This is a genomic window from Embleya sp. NPDC020886 (genome assembly GCF_044333915.1).
Lineage (GTDB): Bacteria > Actinomycetota > Actinomycetes > Streptomycetales > Streptomycetaceae > Embleya.
This window is the reverse complement of record NZ_JBIRRX010000020.1, coordinates 43331-60221: the sequence shown is the minus strand read 5'-3', so window position 1 is coordinate 60221 and position 16891 is coordinate 43331. Positions and strand designations below refer to the sequence as shown.

The following is a 16891-nucleotide window of genomic DNA, read 5'->3' as shown; positions in this document are numbered from 1 at the left end:
CCCGTTCCTGTTCCTGTTCCTGTTCGCGTTCTCGCTCTCCGATCCCGTCAAGGATGCTCATCGATGACTGTCTCGACCACGAACTCCCGTACGACCACCGGATGGTGGCGCGATTCGGTGATCTATCAGGTGTACGTGCGCAGCTTCGCGGACGGCAACGGTGACGGGATCGGCGACCTGCTCGGGGTGCGCAGCCGGTTGCGTTATCTGAGCGAGCTGGGGGTGGACGCGGTGTGGCTCACCCCGTTCTACGCGTCCCCGCAGGCCGACCACGGCTACGACGTGTCCGACTACCGGGCCGTGGACCCGCTGTTCGGGACGTTGCAGGACGCCGACGCACTGGTGCGCGACGCACACGCACACGATCTGCGGGTGATCGTCGACGTGGTGCCCAATCACACCTCCGAGGCGCACGCGTGGTTCGTCGAGGCGTTGGCGGCCGGTCCCGGCTCGGCCGCCCGGGAGCGCTACCACTTCCGCGCCGGCCGTGGCGCAGACGGCGAACTACCGCCCAACGACTGGGAGTCGGTGTTCGGCGGGCGAGCCTGGACCCGGCTGCCGGACGGCGACTGGTATCTGCACCTGTTCGCCCCCGAGCAACCGGACCTGAACTGGGAACACCCGGAGGTCCGGGCCGAGTTCGAGGACATCCTGCGCTTTTGGCTGGATCTGGGCGTGGACGGGTTCCGGGTCGACGTGGCGCACGGCCTGGTCAAGGCGCCCGGGTTGCCGGACATCGGCACCGGCGCGGGTATCGAACTGCTCGGCAGCGCCGAACTCCCGTTCTTCGACCAGGAGGGGGTGCACGAGATCTACCGCGCGTGGCGGCGCATCCTCGACGGGTATCCCGGCGCCCGGATCGCCGTCGCGGAGGCATGGACGCCCGGCCCGGAACGCACCGCGCGGTATGTGCGCCCGGACGAGTTGCACCAGGCGTTCAACTTCCATTACCTGGGCACCGATTGGTCCGCCGATGCACTGCGCGAGGTGATCGACGCCTCGCTCGCCGGAGCGGCCGAGGTGGGTGCGCCCGCGACGTGGGTGTTGTCCAACCACGACGTGCACCGGCACGTGACGCGCTACGGCGGCGGTGCGATCGGCGTGCGGCGGGCGCGGGCCGCCGCGCTGTGCACGCTCGCGCTGCCCGGCTCGGTCTACGTCTACCAGGGTGAGGAGTTGGGCCTGCCCGAGGTGCTGGACCTGCCCGACGACGTGCTCCAGGATCCGCGCTGGGAGCGCTCCGGGCACACCGAACGCGGCAGGGACGGCTGCCGGGTACCGCTGCCGTGGTCGGGCGAGCGGGCGCCGTACGGATTCGGCGCGCCGGGCGGTGCCGCGCCGTGGCTGCCGCAGCCGCGCGAGTGGCGCGAGCTGAGCGTCGAGGCGCAGTGGGACGATCCGACGTCGATGTTGTCGCTGTACCGGGCCGCGTTGGCGATCCGGCGCACGCATCCGGAACTGGGTGACGGTGCGCCACTGCGCTGGCTCGACGCGCCTGCGGGCACCCTGGTCTTCCGCCGCGGCGAGTCGCTGGTGTGCGCGGTCAACCTGCGGGCGGAGCCGGTGCGCCTGCCGGAGTACGGCGCGGTCCTGCTGGCCGGCGCGGACCTGCCGGGAGACGGCGTGCTGCCCGGCGACGCGGCGGTCTGGTACGCGGTGGACGGCGGCTGAGCGCGACCCGGACGGGCGTCGGCTCCCTGCGGGGGTCGGCGTCCGGCTAGGGTGGGTGTGTGGTGCAGTTCGAAGCGAACGTGGACGCGGATCGCCGGGCCTGGCTTGCGCAGCGGCTCGGTGCCGACAACGTGGCGGCATCGCCGCACCTGGCGAGGCTTCGGGGCACCGACGCCGAGGACGAGATGGCGCTGCACCTGTTCGCGCTGGACGACGAAGGCACGATCGTCGGCGGCCTGGCCGGATACACCTGGGCCTACTGGTTGCATGTGGACCTGCTGTGGGTCGACCCGACCCGGCGCGGCACCGGGCTCGGTGCCGAACTCCTGGAGCGGGCCGAGAAGATCGCGCTGACCGAGCGCGATTGCCGTCATGTGCGCCTGGAGACCTGGGAGTTCCAGGCCCCCGGGTTCTACCGGAAACAGGGCTACGAACTCGTCGGCACCGTGCCGGACTACCCGCCGGGCAGCACCGAGTACATCTTCGCCAAGCGGCTGGCCTGAGCGGTGTCGGCCCGCCCGGTGCGAGAGCGCGAAGCGGCCGTCCATTGTGCCGGGATGTGCTCCGCGCGTCATCGGCCCCGGGGGTGATGTTCGGCGGCGGCCGGCTTCCTACCGTGCTGCCCATGTCGGGAATTCGGTACGGCCGGTGATCGGGGCGCGGGTCTCGCGGCTTGTGATGTGCGCGGCGCTCGTGCTCGCCGTGTTGTCGGCGTGGTCGGTCGCGCCGTCGGCCTCGGCCCACGTGCCGCGGTCGCTGCCCGTCCCGGTCGAGGTGCCGGCGCCTTCGGGGGCCTCGGCGATCGGCACGACGTCGGTGTGGATGGTGGATCGTTCGCGATCCGATCCGTGGAATCCGGCGGCGCGGGCCCGGGAGTTGATGGTCTCGCTGTGGTATCCGTCGCTCGGGTCGAGCGGCGCCCGGGCGCCGTACATGTCACCCGAGCTGTCGCGCGTGGTGTTCGGCTCCGCGTTGTCGGCCGACGTGCGCACGCATGCTGCGGCGTACGCGCTGCCCCGGCCGGTACCCGCGCCACTGGTGGTGCTGTCCCCGGGATTCGGCGGCAGCCGCACCTCGTTGACCGCGTTGGCCGAGGAGTTGGCCTCGCGCGGATACGTGGTGGCCGCGGTGGACCACACCTACGAGGCGCCGGTGGAGTTTCCGGGCGGCCGGATCGAGCGTTGTCGGATCTGCGACACGATCCCGGACGACGCGCTGGTGGTGCGCACCCGCGCCGCCGACATCCGCTACGTCGTCGACCGGCTGACCGGACCCGGCACGGGGCTGTTCGTCGATCGCGACCGGATCGGGGTGGCCGGCCACTCGATGGGTGGCGCGGCGGCGGTCGAGGCGTTGCGCACGGATCGCCGGGTCGACGCCGCGATCGACCTGGACGGCAACTTCTGGACCGAGCCGCCCGCCGAGGGCATCGCCCGTCCCGTGTTGTTGCTGGGGGCGCAGCGGGTCACGGCCGGCCCGGAGCATGCCGACTGGCAGCGGATGTGGGAGCGGCTGACCGGGTGGCGGCGGTGGCTCGACGTGCCCGGCGGTGGCCATTACACGTTCTGCGACATGCCGTGGATCGTGGACCGCTTCGGGATCCGCGACCGGGTGCCGCCCGACGACGCGGCGTGGCAGTACGGCACGCTGGGTGGTGATCGGGCCGCCGCGATCACCAGGGCGTATACGACGGCGTTCTTCGATCTGCACCTGCGCGGCCGGGCGAGTGGGCTCTTCGACGGGCCGGCCGCGGGCTTCCCGGAGGTGGCCTTCGTGCACGGCGGCTAGCCCGGGCCCGGTCCGGCGGCGATGAGTTTTCGGGTATGCGCAGGTCCATTACACGGGAGCAGGGATCCGCCGTCGACCTCGCCGGTGGACCGTCTCGGAGTCGACGAAGGAGTCGTGGCTCATGGCCGAGTGGACCGTCCTGCGGGAGAACATCGCTTTCGGCGAGTCGGTGCGGTGGCATCGGGATCGGGTGTGGTTCTGCGACTGGGGCGCCCGGGAGATCGTCGCGATCGGCCCCGAGGGCGTCGGCGAGGTGGTGGTGGGGGTGCCGTTTCCGTCGATGGCGATGTGCATCGACTGGTTGCCGGACGGGCGGCTGCTGATCGTCTCCTCCAGTGAGGCACGGGTGGTCCGTCTCGAAGCGGACGGATCGCTGGTCACCCACGCGGATCTGCGCGCGCTCGGGACCGGCTTCAACGAGATCGTGGTGCACGAACGCGGCCACGTCTACGTCAACGCGATCGGGTTCGACATGCAGGCGGGCGAGGCGTTCCGGCCCGGGTTCGTCGCGCTGATCGATACGGACGGCTCGGCGCGCCGGGTGGCCGAGGACGTCGTCTTTCCCAACGGCATGGCGGTGACGCCGGACGGCTCGACACTGATCGTCGCCGAGTCGTACGGCCACCGGCTCACCGCGTTCGACATCGCGCCCGACGGCGGGTTGTCCCGGCGCCGGGTGTGGGCGGACCTCGGCGACGGGGTCCCGGACGGGATCTGCGTCGATGCCGAGGGCGCCGTCTGGTACGCGGACGTACCCAACAAGTGTTGTGTGCGGGTTCGCGAGGGCGGCGAGGTGCTGCGCACGGTCGAGTTCGACCGGGGTTGTTTCTCCTGCGCGCTGGGCGGCGCCGACGGTACGACGTTGTTCGTCGTCGCCACCGAGTGGCGCGGCCTGGACGCTCCGCCGGCGGACCCGCGTACCGGTCGACTCGTCGCGGTCCCCTGTGCGACCGGCGCGATGACCTAGAGTTACCCAATGATTTTCATCGTGGTGAAGTTTCCGGTGAAACCCGAGCACGCCGACGGGTGGCCCGAGCAGGCCGCGGCGTTCACCGAGGCCACCCGGGGCGAACCGGGCAACCTGTGGTTCGAGTGGTCGCGCAGCCTGGAGGACCCGAGCACCTACGTGCTGGTCGAGGCGTTCCGGGACGACGCGGCGGCGGCGCACGTGAACTCGGACCACTTCAAGGCGGCCTTGGAACGCTTCCGTCCGCTGCTGCGCCACACACCCGAGATCGTGAGCACGGTGATCCCGGACGCGAACGGGTGGAGTGCGATGGGCGAACTGCAGATCGACTGACCGGCCGGCCCGGCGGCCCACCCACGCCTCGACGAGGGTCGGCCGCCGGGCCGGTGCGCGACTAGTGCAGGACCTTCAGGCCCACCACGCTGCCGACGATGCCGGCCAGCAGCAGCACCTTGACGACGGAGAACGCCTCGCCGTCGAAGATCATCGCGTACGAGACGGTCAACACCGCGCCGATGCCCACCCACACCGCGTAGCCGGTGCCGACCGGCAGTTCGCGCAGTGCGAACGCCAGGCCCGCCATGCTCGCGGTCAGACCGACGCCGAACACCACGGTCGGCACGATCCGGCTGAATCCCTCGGACTTGCCGAGTGCCGTCGCCCAGACGGCTTCCAGGACACCGGAGATGATCAGGACGATCCAGGCCATGACAGGCACGCTCCCTGACACCGTCTTGTCTGGACCGGGTACGGCGTGCCTCGTCCGGGAGCCGGTTCGGGCTCCGTGAACCACTCTCGCACGCCCGATCCGGCGCACAAAATCCCCGATCCGTCCACCCTCGCGGCGGGCGATCGTGGTGGTTCGGGTCACCATCCGCACCGCTGCGCCCGCGACTGGCGGGGGGTGGCGAGGAGGGATTCGGCGGTCGAGGTGGGGCGTACAGGACGGTGCGGCCCGCGCGGTGGGCGGTGACCAGGCCCGCGTCGCGCAGCGCGGTCAGTTGTTGGGAGACCCCGGCGGGGGAGAGGCCGGTCCGGTGGGCCAGTTCGGTGGTCGAGGCAGGCGTGTGCAAGTTCGTTCAGCAGCAGCGTTCGCGAACGGCCCAGTACGGCGGCCAGGGGCGCGCTCGGCTCGACCGGGCGCCGGGTCCACAACGTGCCGATGCCCCGGGCCGGATAGGCCGGTTGCGGTGGTTCCGGCGGGGCCACCCGGGTGAACGGATCCGGCCCGGTGACCACGGACGGGATCAACAGCAGCCCCGCGCCCGCCGTCCGCCGGGACAGCGCCCGCTGCCGGCGGGCCGGCCGCAACGCGTCCTCGTGCCAACTGACCGACGGGTGCAGCTCGTTGAGGACCTCGCCCGCGCCACGCTCGGCGACCTGCCGGGCCCGATGGAAGACATCGGCCTCCAGCACCGCGCGGATCCGCGCCCAGTACGGCGCGAGCGCCGACTCCCAATACGCCTCGACCTCGGCCGCGACCCGGGCCGGCCGAGCGCGCGGGTCCGCGTACAGCGCCTCCGACTCGGGGCCCAGCCCGCCGCGCTCGTGCCGCAACCGGTCCAGATCGCGCCGCACGACGGCCACCGGAGTGGCCACGATCCCGGCCGGCTCCGCCGCCAGGGTGGGGGCCGGCCCCGGTGGCGTCGGATTGAGGAAGTCGGGCACGTAGCCGACCGGCGGGATCAGTTCGGCAAGTCGGCCCCGGTGCAGCCCGGCGGCCGTCACCCGGGGGCGGACCTGCTCGATCCACGGCCGGTGCACCGGATGGGCGGCGCCCGAAATCAGCAGCCGAAAGCTCGGGCCGACCTCCCACATCGGCGAGACGGCGAACCGCATCCGGGCCGGATCGCCCGCCGAGAAAGCCAGTTCCGCCGACACGGTCAGTCGCCCCCGAGGATTCGCACACAGCTTAATCGATGGTCATCGGCCCGGTCCGTCGCGATCATGCGTCCATGACTTCATCAACGAGTACCGCCGCGGGATCGGGGACCTGGACGCTCGGCGATCTGACGATCAATCGCATCGGCTTCGGTGCGATGCGCCTGACCCAGGACGGCGCGGCGCTCGACGCCGACGCGGTGCCCAGCGATCGGAACCGGGCGATCGGGGTGCTGCGCCGCGCGGTCGAACTCGGGGTGAACCACATCGACACCGCCGCCTTCTACTTCTCCTCGCTGCGCTCCGCCAACGAACTGATCAACCGGGCGCTCGCGCCCTACCCGGACGATCTGGTGATCACCACCAAGGTCGGACCGGCCCGGGACCCGGCGGGCCAGTGGGCGACGCACGCGGTCACGCCGACGGAACTGCGCGGACAGGTCGAGGAGAACCTGCGCCAGCTCGGTCGCGACCACCTCGACGTGGTCAACCTGCGGGTGCTGGGCACCCACTCGATCGCCGAGCGTTTCGGTGCGCTGGCCGACCTGCGCGAGGCCGGTCTGATCCGACACCTGGGCGTCTCCAACGTCCACCCGCATCAGCTCGCCGAGGCGCTGGCCATCGCGCCGGTGGTCTGCGTGCAGAACCGGTACGGGATCGGGATCCGGGCCGATCAGGACGAGTTCGTGCGGTCCTGCGGCGAACAGGGCATCGCGTTCGTGCCGTTCTACGCGATCGCCGGGGCCGCGGGCCAGGTGGGGGTCGTCGGCGACGACGCGGCGGAGGTGTTCGACGTGGCGCGTGCCCACGACGCGAGCCCGGCGCAGGTGCGGCTGGCCTGGACGCTGCACCAGGGGCCGCACGTGCTGGCCATTCCCGGCACCGGCAACCCCGAGCACCTGGTCGCCAACGTGGCCGCCGGTGCGCTGCGCCTGACGGAGGCGGACCTGGCCGTCCTGGGCGACCTGCATCGACGCGTGGGCGGGTAGCCACGGGCCGGGCACCCGCGCGTCGGTGGTTCTCGCTACCGTCGTCGGCATGAACCCGGACTCCAGCAGGCAGATCGAACCGTTGCCCGGACGGACCGGCCACGTGGCCGGCATCGAGTCGCTCGTGCTCGACGGGCGTCGCTACTTCTTCGGCTTCGACAGCCGGAGCGACCTGGCCGTCTCGCCGTTGATCGACGACCCGGACCTGATGGCGGCGTTCGCGAGCGAGCACATTCGACAGAGCGACGGCCGGCACGCGCCCGACTACTGGGTGGACCTGGTCGGCTGGGCCGTGCGGGGTTCGGACCTGGTGGCGCGGGACGCGGACCGGGAGTTCGACTCGGCCCGACTGCGGGCCGAACTCCCGCTCCCCGGCAGTCATCTGCTCTATCTGCTCGACGCGGTCGCCGGCTGGGACGAGTCGTTGTCCAAGCCGGCGGAAGTGGAACGGGCCTACGAGCGACTCGGGTTCGACGAGGAGGAGCAGGTCGAGGCGCTGGACGGCAGCCTGGAGGCGGTCCGGGCGCACGGCGCGGCGGCCCGGCCGGACGAGTGGACGGTGGTGCGATTCCACCTCGACTCCGCGGTGCGGCGGGTGCCGGGCAACTGGAACCTGCTGTTCGCCCCGGTGGGGGAGTGCGTGACCGCCCACGGCTGAGCGGCGGATCGAGGCGCGGGTCGGCGGCGGTTCGCGGCCGGGCCCGTCCACCCTCGGGTCAGCGGCGGATCAGGTGCATCGGCAGGGTGCGCGGTGTCAGCACGCTGCGCGGGGTGGCGCGGACCGGCACGGCGGAGGCCGGCCGCAGTCGCCAGCGGGAGGCGATCGAGGCCAGCGCGAGGGTGGCCTCGGTCAGCGCGAAGGTGTCGCCGATGCACTTGTGCGGACCGCTGCCGAAGGGCACGAACGAACTGCGCGACCAGGCCCCCGGGCCGAGCCCGTCGGCATGTTCGCGCTCGGGCCGGAAGCGGTCCGGCTCGGCGTGGAACCCCGGGTGGCGATGCAGGATGTACGGGCTGAACACGAGGGTGCTGCCGGTGTCCAGTCGGCGGCCGGCCACCTCGATCTCGCGGGTGGTGGTGCGCGGCAGCACCCAGGCCGGCGGGTACAACCGCAACGTCTCGCGGAGCACCTTGCCGGTCCAGGGCAGCCGGGGCAGGTCCTGCGGACCGGCCACCCGCCCGTCGAGCACGGCGTCGACCTCGGCGTGCAGGGCCTCCTCGGCCTCGGGGTGAGTGCTGATCAGGTGTAGTGCCCAGGCCAGTGCGGAGGACGTGGTCTCGGCGCCGGCCAGGATCAACACGGCCACCTGGTCGTGCAGTTCGGCCTCGGTCATCGCCCCGCCCGCCTCGTCCCGGGCGGCGAGCAGTCGGCCCAGCAGATCCCGATCGTCGGGGTCGCCGGCGCGGCGGTCGGCGATGATCCGGGTCACGTGCGCCCGCCAGGTGGCCAGCCCCCGGGTGTAGCGCCGGGCGCCCGGCGTGGGCAGCGAGTCGACGGCGGGCAACAGGGCTCGCAGATAGACGCCCTTGAGGAAGGTGTCCAGGCTGTCGCGCAGTTCGGCGATGTCCCGATCGGCGATGCCGGCACCGAAGAGGGTACGCACCGCCACCGTCGTGGTCAGCGCGAACATCTCGTCGACCATGTCGACCACCCGACCCGGCCGCCAGCGATCCAGCGCCATGCCGATCTCGCGGTGCATCGCGTCGGCGTAGCCGGGCAGGTGTTCGGCGCGGAACGCGGGCTGCATCATCAACCGTTGCCGACGGTGGTCGGCGTGCGGACACGTGGCCAGGCCGTTGCCCAGCGCGGCGCGCGAACCCTCGTAGAGCGGCCCGATGCGATCGAAGCCGCGGCCGTCGGCCAGCACCAGCCGGGCGAGTTCGGGATCGCACAACACGAAGGCCGGGCGCGGGCCGAGCCGGATCTCCACCAGATCGCCGTGCGCGGGCAGCGAGCCGAGGAACCGCAGCGGCGCCCGGAGCAGGTGCGGGAGATGGCCCAGTCCGGGCCACGCGCCGGGGGCCCGGCCGGCGCGCGCCCCGGGGGCGGTGGGCGTCGAGGGACGGGGCGGATGTGCGGTCGTCATGGGTCGCTCCCTCGCGCCTGACGCGCGGCGGCGAGCCGGTGCCCGCCGTCGTGGTCTCCTGCGGTGTCCGTTGCCATTCCAGCAGCGTCGGGCCGGGCGCGGGGGGACGTTTCCCGGATCGAGGGCGTGTCGCCCCCGCGGGTTCGCCGATTCGCCGTTCCGCCGTTCTGCCGATCCGCCGGGCCGCAGGGTCGGTTCGGGGGTGTGGCGGACAGGCTGCCCAGCAGGCGCAGGGACTCCTCGGTCGGGCTGCCCGGCTCGGCCTGGTAGACGACCAGTTGTTGACCGGGGGCACTGTTGACGGTCAACGACTCGTAGGAGAGGACGAGTTCGCCCACCTTCGAGTGCCGGAATCGCTTCGCCTCGGCGCTCTTGGCGCGCACCTCGTGCCGGGCCCACAGCCGGGCGAAGTCCGGTCTGCGCACGCTCAGTTCGCCGACCAGCGAGATCAGCACGGGATCGCCGGGATCGTCGCCCGCACCCGAGCGCAACGACGCGACGGTGTTGCGTGCCGCCTTCTCCCGATCGGGGTAGAACGCCCGGCCGTCGGGATCCAGGAAGAGCAACCGGAGCAGATTGCGCTCGGGTTGCTCGAACAGGGCCGAGCCCAGCGTGTTCGAGGCCAGGGGCCCAGGCGTGACGCCGTCCGATCCGATCGCCCGGGTGGCACGACGCGCGCCGTGCCACCCGGGCGCGGGGCGGGGCTACGGCCGATGGCGCGGGTCGGGCAGGCCGAGCAGCGGCAGGCGGCACAGCGGCGGTGGCTCGCCGGGCAGGCCGAGTTCGTACCAGTGTGCCCGCAACGTGTAGCGCAGCAGCCGGCGGGCGCGGGTGGCCGGGAACGCGGCGAGCGGCAGTTCGCACAGCACGGCCGAGGCGATGCTCGGCCACAGGTCGGGCGTGCCCCACGCGAGCATCACGTCGAACCACGCGTCGCAGACCAGCAGGGTCGCGGTGATCAGTGCGGCGGGGATCAGCGCCTGGCGGCGTCGCCACCCGAGGTACGCGGTGCAGGCCAGTGCGACGAGCAGGCCGACGTCGAAGCCCGCCCACGCGTCCCGCCAACGGCGGGCCTCGCAGTGCATCGGCAGGCTGACGAGCAGGTAGCCGGTCCAGGGTATGAGGATCAGGCAGCACGCGGACATCAGCGCGAGCGCGTTGCGCCGCGCCGACGTGGCGGCGTGCACCTCCCGGCGCAACGCCCGGGCGCGGTCGTCGGCTTCGGGGTTCATGGCGGCTCAGCGCACGCGCCGACCCCGGCCCGGATCCGGGCGGACGAGGAGCCGCGCGGGGCTCGCCACAGCGGCTTCGGCGCCGCGGCTCGCGGGACCCACCCCTGGTGGCTCGGCCCTCGACCGGCCGGGTCGACGCCGGCGGTGGGCTCGGGGTGGTCCGGGTGCGGGACGGACCGGGCCGCCCGGCGCGATCCGCCGGGTGGCGGCGGTGTCGACTGCGACCGGCATGCTCGCCGACGACGGTTGCCCGGCGGCGCGGATCGCCAGGTCCGCCCCGCGTTGTCCCACCCCGGCTTCGTCACGGCGCACCTGCCGGGCCTGGTCTTCGACGAGGACCACGCGTCCGGCCGAGCCGAGTGAGGTGCGATGGGTGTCGACTCGGTGCGGATGCGACCCCGGCCGGGGGGCCAGGGTCTTGGCCCGGTCCTAGCCCTGGCCCGTTTCGAAGCGGCTGATCCGGCCGTCGGGGGTGATGGTGAAGCGCCAGGCGGTGCGCATCTCGCCCCAGGTGTCGTTGCGGTAGCCCACCACCAGGGCGCGCCCGCCGTCGGACTCGGTCACCACGTCCATGTGGCCGTTGGAGGAGAAGATCTCCCGATCCGCCCAGTCCTGCAGGTCGCGGTCCGAGCCGTCGTCGGACATCGTCGCGTCGGGGGTCAGGAGCGCGTCGAAGGCGGCCTTGTCGTGCGCGTTGACGGCGGCGACGAACGCGCCTACCGCGGGTTCTGACAACTTGCCGGGGGCGATGGCCACGGGAACCTCCTGGAGGGATGGGCGGGTTGCCCCACCAGGGAACAACACGGCCGGCCCGAGGTCGCCGACCCTCACCCGTTTGCCGCAGGACGGCGTGTCCGGGTGCCTCGGGCGGCGGGTCCGCCCCCGTCGCGCGGACGATCAGGCCGCGAGCACGGGCGATTCGGCCAGTTGCGCGGTCAGTCGGGCGATCCGGGCGGAGGCCAGGCCGTCGCCGTACGGACTCGGCGTGGTCGCCAGGCGGGCCAGGCGCTCCGCGCTGTCGGCCAGCCAGGCGTGCGCCGTCTCGCCCAGCTCGGCGCCGGGCCGGACCAGCGCGGCGAAGCCCGCGTCCACCGCCTCCGGGCGTTCGGTCGAGCGACGCACCACCAGCAGCGGGCGGCCCAGTACGGTGCACTCCTCCTGGATGCCGCCGGAATCGGAGACCAGCAACGCGGCGTGCCGGGCCAGGGCCAGGAACTCGGCGTAGCCCACCGGCTCGATCGTGGTGATCCGGGTCGTCAGCGAGGTCAGGTCGAAGCGTTCCACGGCGGCCCGGGTGCGCGGGTGCATCGGGAAGAGCACCTCGGTGCCGAAGCGGGCGATGGTGTCCAGTTCGGTGAGCACCGCGCGCAGGGCCGCGGCGGTGTCGGTGTTCTCCGGACGGTGCACGGTGGCCAGGACGTAGCCGTCGGGCCGCAGCCCGTATCCGGCCACCAGCGCGGCGCGGGCCGGCTCGGTGGGCAGTTGCGCGCGGACGACCTCGACCACGGTGTTGCCGGTGACGGTGATCCGGTGTTCGTCCACCGACTCGGCGCGCAGATTGGCCGCGTTGGTCGCGGTGGCGGCGCACAGCAGGTCGGAGACGTGGTCGACCATGACCCGGTTGTGCTCCTCGGGCATGGCGCGGTCGAAGCTGCGCAGCCCGGCCTCGACGTGCACGAGCGGGATGTCCCGGGCGTTGGCGGCCAGCGCGCCGGCCAGGGTGGCGTTGGTGTCGCCCTGGACTACGACGGCGACCGGGCGGTGCCGCACGAACGCGTCGTCGAGCTGGTCGAGGGAGTGCGCGATCTGCCCGGCGCGGGGTCGGCCGCCGACACCGGTGAGCAGTTCGGGATCGGGCAACGCGAGTTCGCGCAGGAAGCGCCCGGACATCGCCTCGTCCCAGTGTTGGCCGGTATGCAACAGCCGTGCGGCGGGGCCGAGTTCGTGCATCAGTGGGGCGAGCTTGACCAGCTCGGGGCGGGTGCCGAGGACGACGGCGACACTGGCGGGGGGCAGGTGGGCGGTGCTCATGTGTGGTTCTCCGTGCCGGCCCGGTGGGCGGCCGGCGGGTGTGGGAAGTCGGGACGACGGGCTCGGGGGCGGACCGCGGTGCGGCGGATCGCGGCGGGAGGCCGGTACCCGGCGCGGTCAGACCTCCAACGCGGTGGGTACGCCGGCGATGCCGACCTCGGCGTTGCGGCGGGTCTTGGCCCAGCCGTTGCGCCCGAGCGCGAGTCGGGTCGCGGCCCGGACGGCGACCACGAACAGGTGGTACGTGTACAACCACATCAGCAGGCCCCAGATCAGCCCGGTGAACCAGGACCGGTCCGGGTGCACGATCTTGCGGTAGGCCAGTGCCCAGCCCACCATCGGCAGCGCGGCCAGTACGAAGACGCCCGCCATCAACGGTCCGAAGCGGAACTGGAAGTCGGCGGTCTGTTCGGGGAACAGGATCAGGCCGACCGCGGTGATCCCGATCGACAGCGGGGTGAGCAGCACCAGCAGCACGCAGACCACCGGTTGCAGGAAGGTGTAGAGCACCTCGGCCCGGCCGGACCAGCGGTAGTGCGGCGAGGTCAGGACCCGGCGGGTGTAGCGCAGGCACTGCATGTTGCCCTGGGCCCAGCGGGTGCGCTGGGCCAGGAAGCGGCGCAGCGAGATCAGCCCCTCCTGGGAGACCTCGGCCTCGGTGATGTGGGTGAGCCGCCAGCCGTTCAGGCGCAGTTCGAGCCCGGACTCGTAGTCCTCCAGGAGCGCTCGCTCGGGCCAGGGTCGGCCCTGGGCGCCGGCCGGCGCGTCCAGGGCGTCGAGGGCGACGAGTCGGACGAACTGGCCGTTGCCGCCCAGTCCCACGCTGCCGGTGCGGCGGCGCAACAGTTGCATGCCGGCGTTGTTGGCGCGGAACTCGATGTCCTGCATGCGCACCAGGGCCCGGGCCGCGGCGTTGGCGAGGCGGCCTCGCTCGGGCAGCGGCAGCCGGTCGTCCGCGTTGCGCATCCGGACGCCTATCTGCACGGCGCCGGTGTCCGGCCGGCCCATCGCCTGTTCGGCGCAGACCCGGGCCAGGGTGCCCGGGTCGAGCCTGCCGTCGGCGTCGACCACGCCCAGGATCACCCGGGAGCGGTCGGTGTCGGCGGGCAACCACGCGGAGATCCGCCGGTAGGCGGCGTTGAGCGCGGCGCCCTTGCCGATCCGGGCGTCGGGCCGACGGCGCTGCACCAGGTGCACCCGCTCGTCGTGCTCGGCGGCGGCCAGGACCAGCTCGCGGGTGCGGTCCGAGCTGTCGTCGTCGACCACCCAGACGTGCGCCTCGGGGGCGGCGCGGCGCAGTCCCGTCAGGGTCTGCGCGATCACGGCTTCCTCGTCGCGGCAGGGCACCACCAGGTGCCATGTGAAGGCGGCCGGGTCGCCGGGTCGGTCCGGCCGGTTGTGCCGGAAGGCGTGCCGGGTGCCGGCCCAATAGATCAGGAAGCGGCCGAAGACGAACAGCATGTACACCAGCAGCCCCAGCGAGAGCGCGGTGGCGAACCACAGGATGCCGCTCTGATGGGCCAGGACGTACTCACGCACAGCGCCGGGGATGGAACAACCTCCACATGGATCAAAGGCGCCTCGGCCCTTGTGCTTGCCGATAGGTGAGAAAAGTACCTATCAGGCCATCGAATCTAAGGTAAATCCGGACAAAATGAAACCCAATCCACAGTGGCGAGCCTCACCTCGCCGGCCCGACGGGTGGTCCGGACCGGGCGTCCGACACCACCTTGATGGCCCAGCCACAAGCGCCGGGGACGGGCCGGCGCGCGGGTTAGCGTCGTCGTATGCGACGCCCCAGCGGTTTCGGCGGCCGATCTCGTACGCCGCTGCGGGGTGTCGTCGGCAACACCCCGAGCGCATCCCCGACGGCCCGCCGGGTGTGCCTGTGGACCCTCGCCTGCGCCGCGTCGATCGGCGTCTACCTGTTCGTCCGGCACCTCAGCCACCCGTCGATGGTCGACCTGGTGGTCTACCGCGCGGAGGGGCTGGCGGTGCGGGACGGGATCGACCTGTACGGCCCGCTGGACACGCCGCACGACCTCCGGGCGACCTATCCGCCGTTCGCCGCGTTGTTGTTCGTCCCGTTGACCTACCTGCCCGAGGAACTGCTGCTCGGGCTGGGGGTGGCGGCGAACCTGCTGCTCGTGGCGATCGTGGTCCGGCTCTCGATGCGCCTGGTGGACCCGGACGGGAGCCGGTTGCCGCCGTGGGCGCTGCCGGCCGCGACCACCTTCGCCATCTGGTGCGAGCCGGTGTTCACCACGATGCGCTACGGACAGGTCAACCTCGCGGTGCTGGCCGTGGTGTTGTGGGACTTCACCCGCCCACCCGGCGCACGGCTGCGCGGCGTGGCGCTGGGGCTGGTGGCCGGCATCAAGGTGACCCCGGCGGTGTTCATCGCCTATCTGCTGCTCACCGGACGCCGCCGCGCGGCGCTCACCGCGATCGGCACCGCGGCCGGCACCGTGGCGCTCTCGGCCGCGCTGCTGCCCGGGGCCACCCGGCGATTCTGGACCGACCTGGTGTTCGATCCCGAGCGGGTGGGGCGGGTGGAGAACGCCGCCAATCAGTCGGTGCGCGGGCTGCTCACCCGGGTGACCCGATTGTTCGATCCCGGCATCGGCGGGACGGCGACCATCGTCGCGGCGGGGGTGCTCGGCATGTTGTGCGCGGTGATCGCCCACCGTCGGCGCGGGGACGCGTGGGGGCTGCCCGGAGCGGCGGTGGCCGGGCTGCTGGCCAGCCCGATCTCCTGGAGCCACCACTGGGTGTGGTGCGTGCCGATCGCGATCCTGCTGTGGGCGGGGTTGCGGGGTGCACACTCGCGGGCCGAGACGTTGTCGGCCGCGGGTCTGTTCGTCTTCCCCAGCTTCCTGGTCTGGTCCGTACCGCACCTGCCCGGTCAGGAATGGCACCTGACCGGCTTCGAACTGCTGCGCTCGTCGTGCTACGTGGCCTTCGGGGTGGCCTTCCTGCTCGTGGCCGCGCGCCCCGGAGCCGAGCCGGCCCGGCGGGCGAGGTCGGCGGCGGCCCTCTCCGGCTGAACCGACGGCGAACTCGGGCCCGCCGCAACGGGACTCGAACTACCGGTGCAGGGCGTGTCGGAGGGCTTGGACGAGGGCGTTCGGGTCGATCCCGGGGTCCAGGTGCAGCACCGGCACGGTCCGCTCGGGGGCATCGGGCTCGCACCGGGCCGGCGCGGTTGCAGGCGCGGGTGCAGGCGCGGGCGCGGGAGCAGGCTCCGGTTCGGGAGCGGGCTCGGGTGCGGGAGCGGGCTCGGGCGCCGACGCCGGCGCGGCGGTGGAGGAGGGGGCGAGGAGGTCCAGGATGTCCTCGATCGCCGTGGCGAGTGTGCCCAATGCCTCGTCGAACGACGCGGATGTGGTCATGACGGATCAACGAGCCCCCACCGTCGCTCGCAACGGCGTGCGCCGGCACACCATCCGATCGACTGCCTTTGTGTCACTCCCACCGGTGGCGCGGGGGGTCTGCGGGCGCGCATTAAGGTGGGCGGCATGGCAAAACGGGGCCCGTACGAGAAGGGCGAGGCGAAGCGGCGGGAGATCCTGCGGGTGGCCCTGGAGGTCTTCGCGGAGGAGGGCTACCGGGGCACCTCGCTGCGCAAGGTCGCGGCGCGCTGCAACCTGAGTCTGCCGGGCCTGATGCACTACTTCGCCTCCAAGGAGGACCTGCTCACCCAGGTGCTGCGGGCCCGCGACGAGGAGAATCGCCGGTTGTGGGAGGGCTACCAGGGGTCGGATCCGCACCTGGAGATGGTCCGGGCGGGAGCACGCGCGGCCGGCCTGATCGAGCTGTACGTGTCGATGGCCGCGGCGGGCAGCGATCCCGAGCATCCGGCACACGCGTTCTTCGCCGAGCGGTATCCGCGGGCGCGGCAGTCGGTGCTGAACGTGATGGAGGAGCGGGTGCGGGAGGGCGCCATCGCGAGCGCGATCCCGCCGGAGCGGCTCGCGGTGTTGTTGATCGCGATCGCGGACGGCATCCAGTTGCAGTGGTTGAACGATCGCTCGATCGACATGGAGCAGGCGGTCAAGGACATGCTGACCCTGCTGGAGCCGGCACCGGCGAACGGCGACTGAGCGGACGGCGGGTGGGGGGGCCCCCGGCCCCGGGGGCCCCCCCCCCCGCCCGGGGGGGCCCGGCCCCCCCCCGCCCCCCGGCCCCCCCGGGCGGGCGCCGCCCCCCAGGGGCCCCGCCGCGCAGGGCGCCCGCGCAGTGGGC

18 protein-coding genes, 2 pseudogenes and 1 riboswitch are annotated in these 16891 nt (G+C 72.7%); of the genes and pseudogenes, 9 read left to right on the top strand and 11 right to left on the bottom strand.

The annotated features are described in order from the left end of the window. The first annotated feature begins 63 nt into the window (after positions 1–63). Together ACH4U8_RS40975 and ACH4U8_RS40970 are read left to right on the top strand one after the other, a co-directional pair. Complete coding sequence (locus ACH4U8_RS40975; RefSeq protein WP_360322985.1) at positions 64–1671, top strand: glycoside hydrolase family 13 protein; 1608 nt, start codon at positions 64–66, stop codon at positions 1669–1671. A gap of 59 nt (positions 1672–1730) precedes the next feature. After that, complete coding sequence (locus tag ACH4U8_RS40970) at positions 1731–2174, top strand: GNAT family N-acetyltransferase (protein WP_395783291.1); 444 nt, start codon at positions 1731–1733, stop codon at positions 2172–2174. Positions 2175–2282: 108 nt separating this feature from the next. Here ACH4U8_RS40970 and ACH4U8_RS40965 read toward each other — a convergent pair whose 3' ends face one another. Further along, positions 2283–2606, bottom strand: a complete 324-nt coding sequence (locus ACH4U8_RS40965; RefSeq protein ID WP_395783289.1) for a hypothetical protein — start codon at positions 2604–2606, stop codon at positions 2283–2285. Here ACH4U8_RS40965 and ACH4U8_RS40960 point away from each other — a divergent pair. The 3 genes from ACH4U8_RS40960 (at position 2605) to ACH4U8_RS40950 (ending at position 4759) form a co-directional block, all read left to right on the top strand. Beyond that, a complete protein-coding gene (locus ACH4U8_RS40960) occupies positions 2605–3459 on the top strand; it encodes an alpha/beta hydrolase family protein (RefSeq protein WP_395783287.1) in 855 nt (284 codons plus the stop codon). The genes ACH4U8_RS40965 and ACH4U8_RS40960 overlap by 2 nt on opposite strands. Before the next feature lie 121 nt (positions 3460–3580). Then, positions 3581–4426: an SMP-30/gluconolactonase/LRE family protein gene (locus ACH4U8_RS40955; protein ID WP_360322991.1), complete on the top strand. Its 846-nt coding sequence runs from the start codon at positions 3581–3583 to the stop codon at positions 4424–4426. A gap of 9 nt (positions 4427–4435) precedes the next feature. After that, a complete protein-coding gene (locus ACH4U8_RS40950; RefSeq protein ID WP_379992340.1) occupies positions 4436–4759 on the top strand; it encodes a putative quinol monooxygenase in 324 nt (107 codons plus the stop codon). Positions 4760–4820: 61 nt separating this feature from the next. On the opposite strand, the gene ACH4U8_RS40945 is transcribed toward ACH4U8_RS40950, so the two are convergent. From ACH4U8_RS40945 to ACH4U8_RS40935, 3 genes and pseudogenes are all read right to left on the bottom strand, one after another. Then, a complete protein-coding gene (locus ACH4U8_RS40945; protein ID WP_360322995.1) occupies positions 4821–5135 on the bottom strand; it encodes a multidrug efflux SMR transporter in 315 nt (104 codons plus the stop codon). A gap of 14 nt (positions 5136–5149) precedes the next feature. Then, a riboswitch (guanidine-III (ykkC-III) riboswitch) is annotated at positions 5150–5212 on the bottom strand. A gap of 224 nt (positions 5213–5436) precedes the next feature. Further along, positions 5437–5499: pseudogene (locus ACH4U8_RS40940) on the bottom strand (hypothetical protein); the annotation flags it as partial. Positions 5500–5656: 157 nt separating this feature from the next. Further along, positions 5657–6244, bottom strand: a pseudogene (locus ACH4U8_RS40935) (DUF5937 family protein); the annotation flags it as partial. Between the two features lie 137 nt (positions 6245–6381). Here ACH4U8_RS40935 and ACH4U8_RS40930 point away from each other — a divergent pair. Together ACH4U8_RS40930 and ACH4U8_RS40925 are read left to right on the top strand one after the other, a co-directional pair. Beyond that, a complete protein-coding gene (locus ACH4U8_RS40930; protein ID WP_395783285.1) occupies positions 6382–7296 on the top strand; it encodes an aldo/keto reductase in 915 nt (304 codons plus the stop codon). A 49-nt stretch (positions 7297–7345) separates the two neighbouring features. Continuing rightward, positions 7346–7954, top strand: coding sequence for a hypothetical protein (locus tag ACH4U8_RS40925; RefSeq protein WP_360323003.1), 609 nt, complete (start codon positions 7346–7348; stop codon positions 7952–7954). Positions 7955–8012: 58 nt separating this feature from the next. On the opposite strand, the gene ACH4U8_RS40920 is transcribed toward ACH4U8_RS40925, so the two are convergent. The 6 genes from ACH4U8_RS40920 to ACH4U8_RS40895 form a co-directional block, all read right to left on the bottom strand. Further along, positions 8013–9383, bottom strand: coding sequence for a cytochrome P450 (locus ACH4U8_RS40920; RefSeq protein ID WP_395783283.1), 1371 nt, complete (start codon positions 9381–9383; stop codon positions 8013–8015). Then, complete coding sequence (locus tag ACH4U8_RS40915) at positions 9380–9949, bottom strand: hypothetical protein (RefSeq protein ID WP_395783281.1); 570 nt, start codon at positions 9947–9949, stop codon at positions 9380–9382. Before ACH4U8_RS40915 ends, ACH4U8_RS40920 begins: the two co-directional genes overlap by 4 nt. A 138-nt stretch (positions 9950–10087) precedes the next feature. Next, entirely contained in the window at positions 10088–10615 is a 528-nt protein-coding gene (locus ACH4U8_RS40910; protein ID WP_395783279.1) for a hypothetical protein, read from the bottom strand. A gap of 429 nt (positions 10616–11044) precedes the next feature. Continuing rightward, on the bottom strand, positions 11045–11371 hold the full coding sequence (locus ACH4U8_RS40905; RefSeq protein ID WP_360323009.1) for a nuclear transport factor 2 family protein: 327 nt from the start codon (positions 11369–11371) through the stop codon (positions 11045–11047). Between the two features lie 141 nt (positions 11372–11512). After that, positions 11513–12646: a non-hydrolyzing UDP-N-acetylglucosamine 2-epimerase gene (gene wecB / locus ACH4U8_RS40900; RefSeq protein WP_395783277.1), complete on the bottom strand. Its 1134-nt coding sequence runs from the start codon at positions 12644–12646 to the stop codon at positions 11513–11515. 117 nt (positions 12647–12763) lie between these two features. Beyond that, the gene (locus tag ACH4U8_RS40895; protein WP_395783275.1) at positions 12764–14185 is read right to left on the bottom strand and encodes a glycosyltransferase family 2 protein; all 1422 of its coding nucleotides are present in this window, start codon (positions 14183–14185) and stop codon (positions 12764–12766) included. A 248-nt stretch (positions 14186–14433) separates the two neighbouring features. Between ACH4U8_RS40895 and ACH4U8_RS40890 the strand changes: the two genes are divergently transcribed. Next, entirely contained in the window at positions 14434–15693 is a 1260-nt protein-coding gene (locus tag ACH4U8_RS40890; protein ID WP_395783273.1) for a glycosyltransferase 87 family protein, read from the top strand. Between the two features lie 39 nt (positions 15694–15732). Here ACH4U8_RS40890 and ACH4U8_RS40885 read toward each other — a convergent pair whose 3' ends face one another. After that, positions 15733–16038, bottom strand: coding sequence for a hypothetical protein (locus ACH4U8_RS40885; RefSeq protein ID WP_395783271.1), 306 nt, complete (start codon positions 16036–16038; stop codon positions 15733–15735). Between the two features lie 126 nt (positions 16039–16164). On the opposite strand from ACH4U8_RS40885, the gene ACH4U8_RS40880 reads away from it, so the two are divergent. Further along, complete coding sequence (locus tag ACH4U8_RS40880) at positions 16165–16749, top strand: TetR/AcrR family transcriptional regulator (protein ID WP_360323019.1); 585 nt, start codon at positions 16165–16167, stop codon at positions 16747–16749. Positions 16750–16891 lie beyond the last annotated feature (142 nt).

Bases quoted from the DNA above. Each gene is read 5' to 3' on its own strand.
- ACH4U8_RS40975 (WP_360322985.1), top strand. From the start codon at position 64: ATGACTGTCTCGACCACGAACTCCCGTACGACCACCGGATGGTGGCGC.
- ACH4U8_RS40960 (WP_395783287.1), top strand. From the start codon at position 2,605: ATGTCACCCGAGCTGTCGCGCGTGGTGTTCGGCTCCGCGTTGTCGGCC.
- ACH4U8_RS40965 (WP_395783289.1), bottom strand. From the start codon at position 2,606: ATGTACGGCGCCCGGGCGCCGCTCGACCCGAGCGACGGATACCACAGC.
- ACH4U8_RS40955 (WP_360322991.1), top strand. From the start codon at position 3,581: ATGGCCGAGTGGACCGTCCTGCGGGAGAACATCGCTTTCGGCGAGTCG.
- ACH4U8_RS40950 (WP_379992340.1), top strand. From the start codon at position 4,436: ATGATTTTCATCGTGGTGAAGTTTCCGGTGAAACCCGAGCACGCCGAC.
- ACH4U8_RS40945 (WP_360322995.1), bottom strand. From the start codon at position 5,135: ATGGCCTGGATCGTCCTGATCATCTCCGGTGTCCTGGAAGCCGTCTGG.
- ACH4U8_RS40930 (WP_395783285.1), top strand. From the start codon at position 6,382: ATGACTTCATCAACGAGTACCGCCGCGGGATCGGGGACCTGGACGCTC.
- ACH4U8_RS40925 (WP_360323003.1), top strand. From the start codon at position 7,346: ATGAACCCGGACTCCAGCAGGCAGATCGAACCGTTGCCCGGACGGACC.
- ACH4U8_RS40920 (WP_395783283.1), bottom strand. From the start codon at position 9,383: ATGACGACCGCACATCCGCCCCGTCCCTCGACGCCCACCGCCCCCGGG.
- ACH4U8_RS40910 (WP_395783279.1), bottom strand. From the start codon at position 10,615: ATGAACCCCGAAGCCGACGACCGCGCCCGGGCGTTGCGCCGGGAGGTG.
- wecB (WP_395783277.1), bottom strand. From the start codon at position 12,646: ATGAGCACCGCCCACCTGCCCCCCGCCAGTGTCGCCGTCGTCCTCGGC.
- ACH4U8_RS40890 (WP_395783273.1), top strand. From the start codon at position 14,434: ATGCGACGCCCCAGCGGTTTCGGCGGCCGATCTCGTACGCCGCTGCGG.
- ACH4U8_RS40885 (WP_395783271.1), bottom strand. From the start codon at position 16,038: ATGACCACATCCGCGTCGTTCGACGAGGCATTGGGCACACTCGCCACG.
- ACH4U8_RS40880 (WP_360323019.1), top strand. From the start codon at position 16,165: ATGGCAAAACGGGGCCCGTACGAGAAGGGCGAGGCGAAGCGGCGGGAG.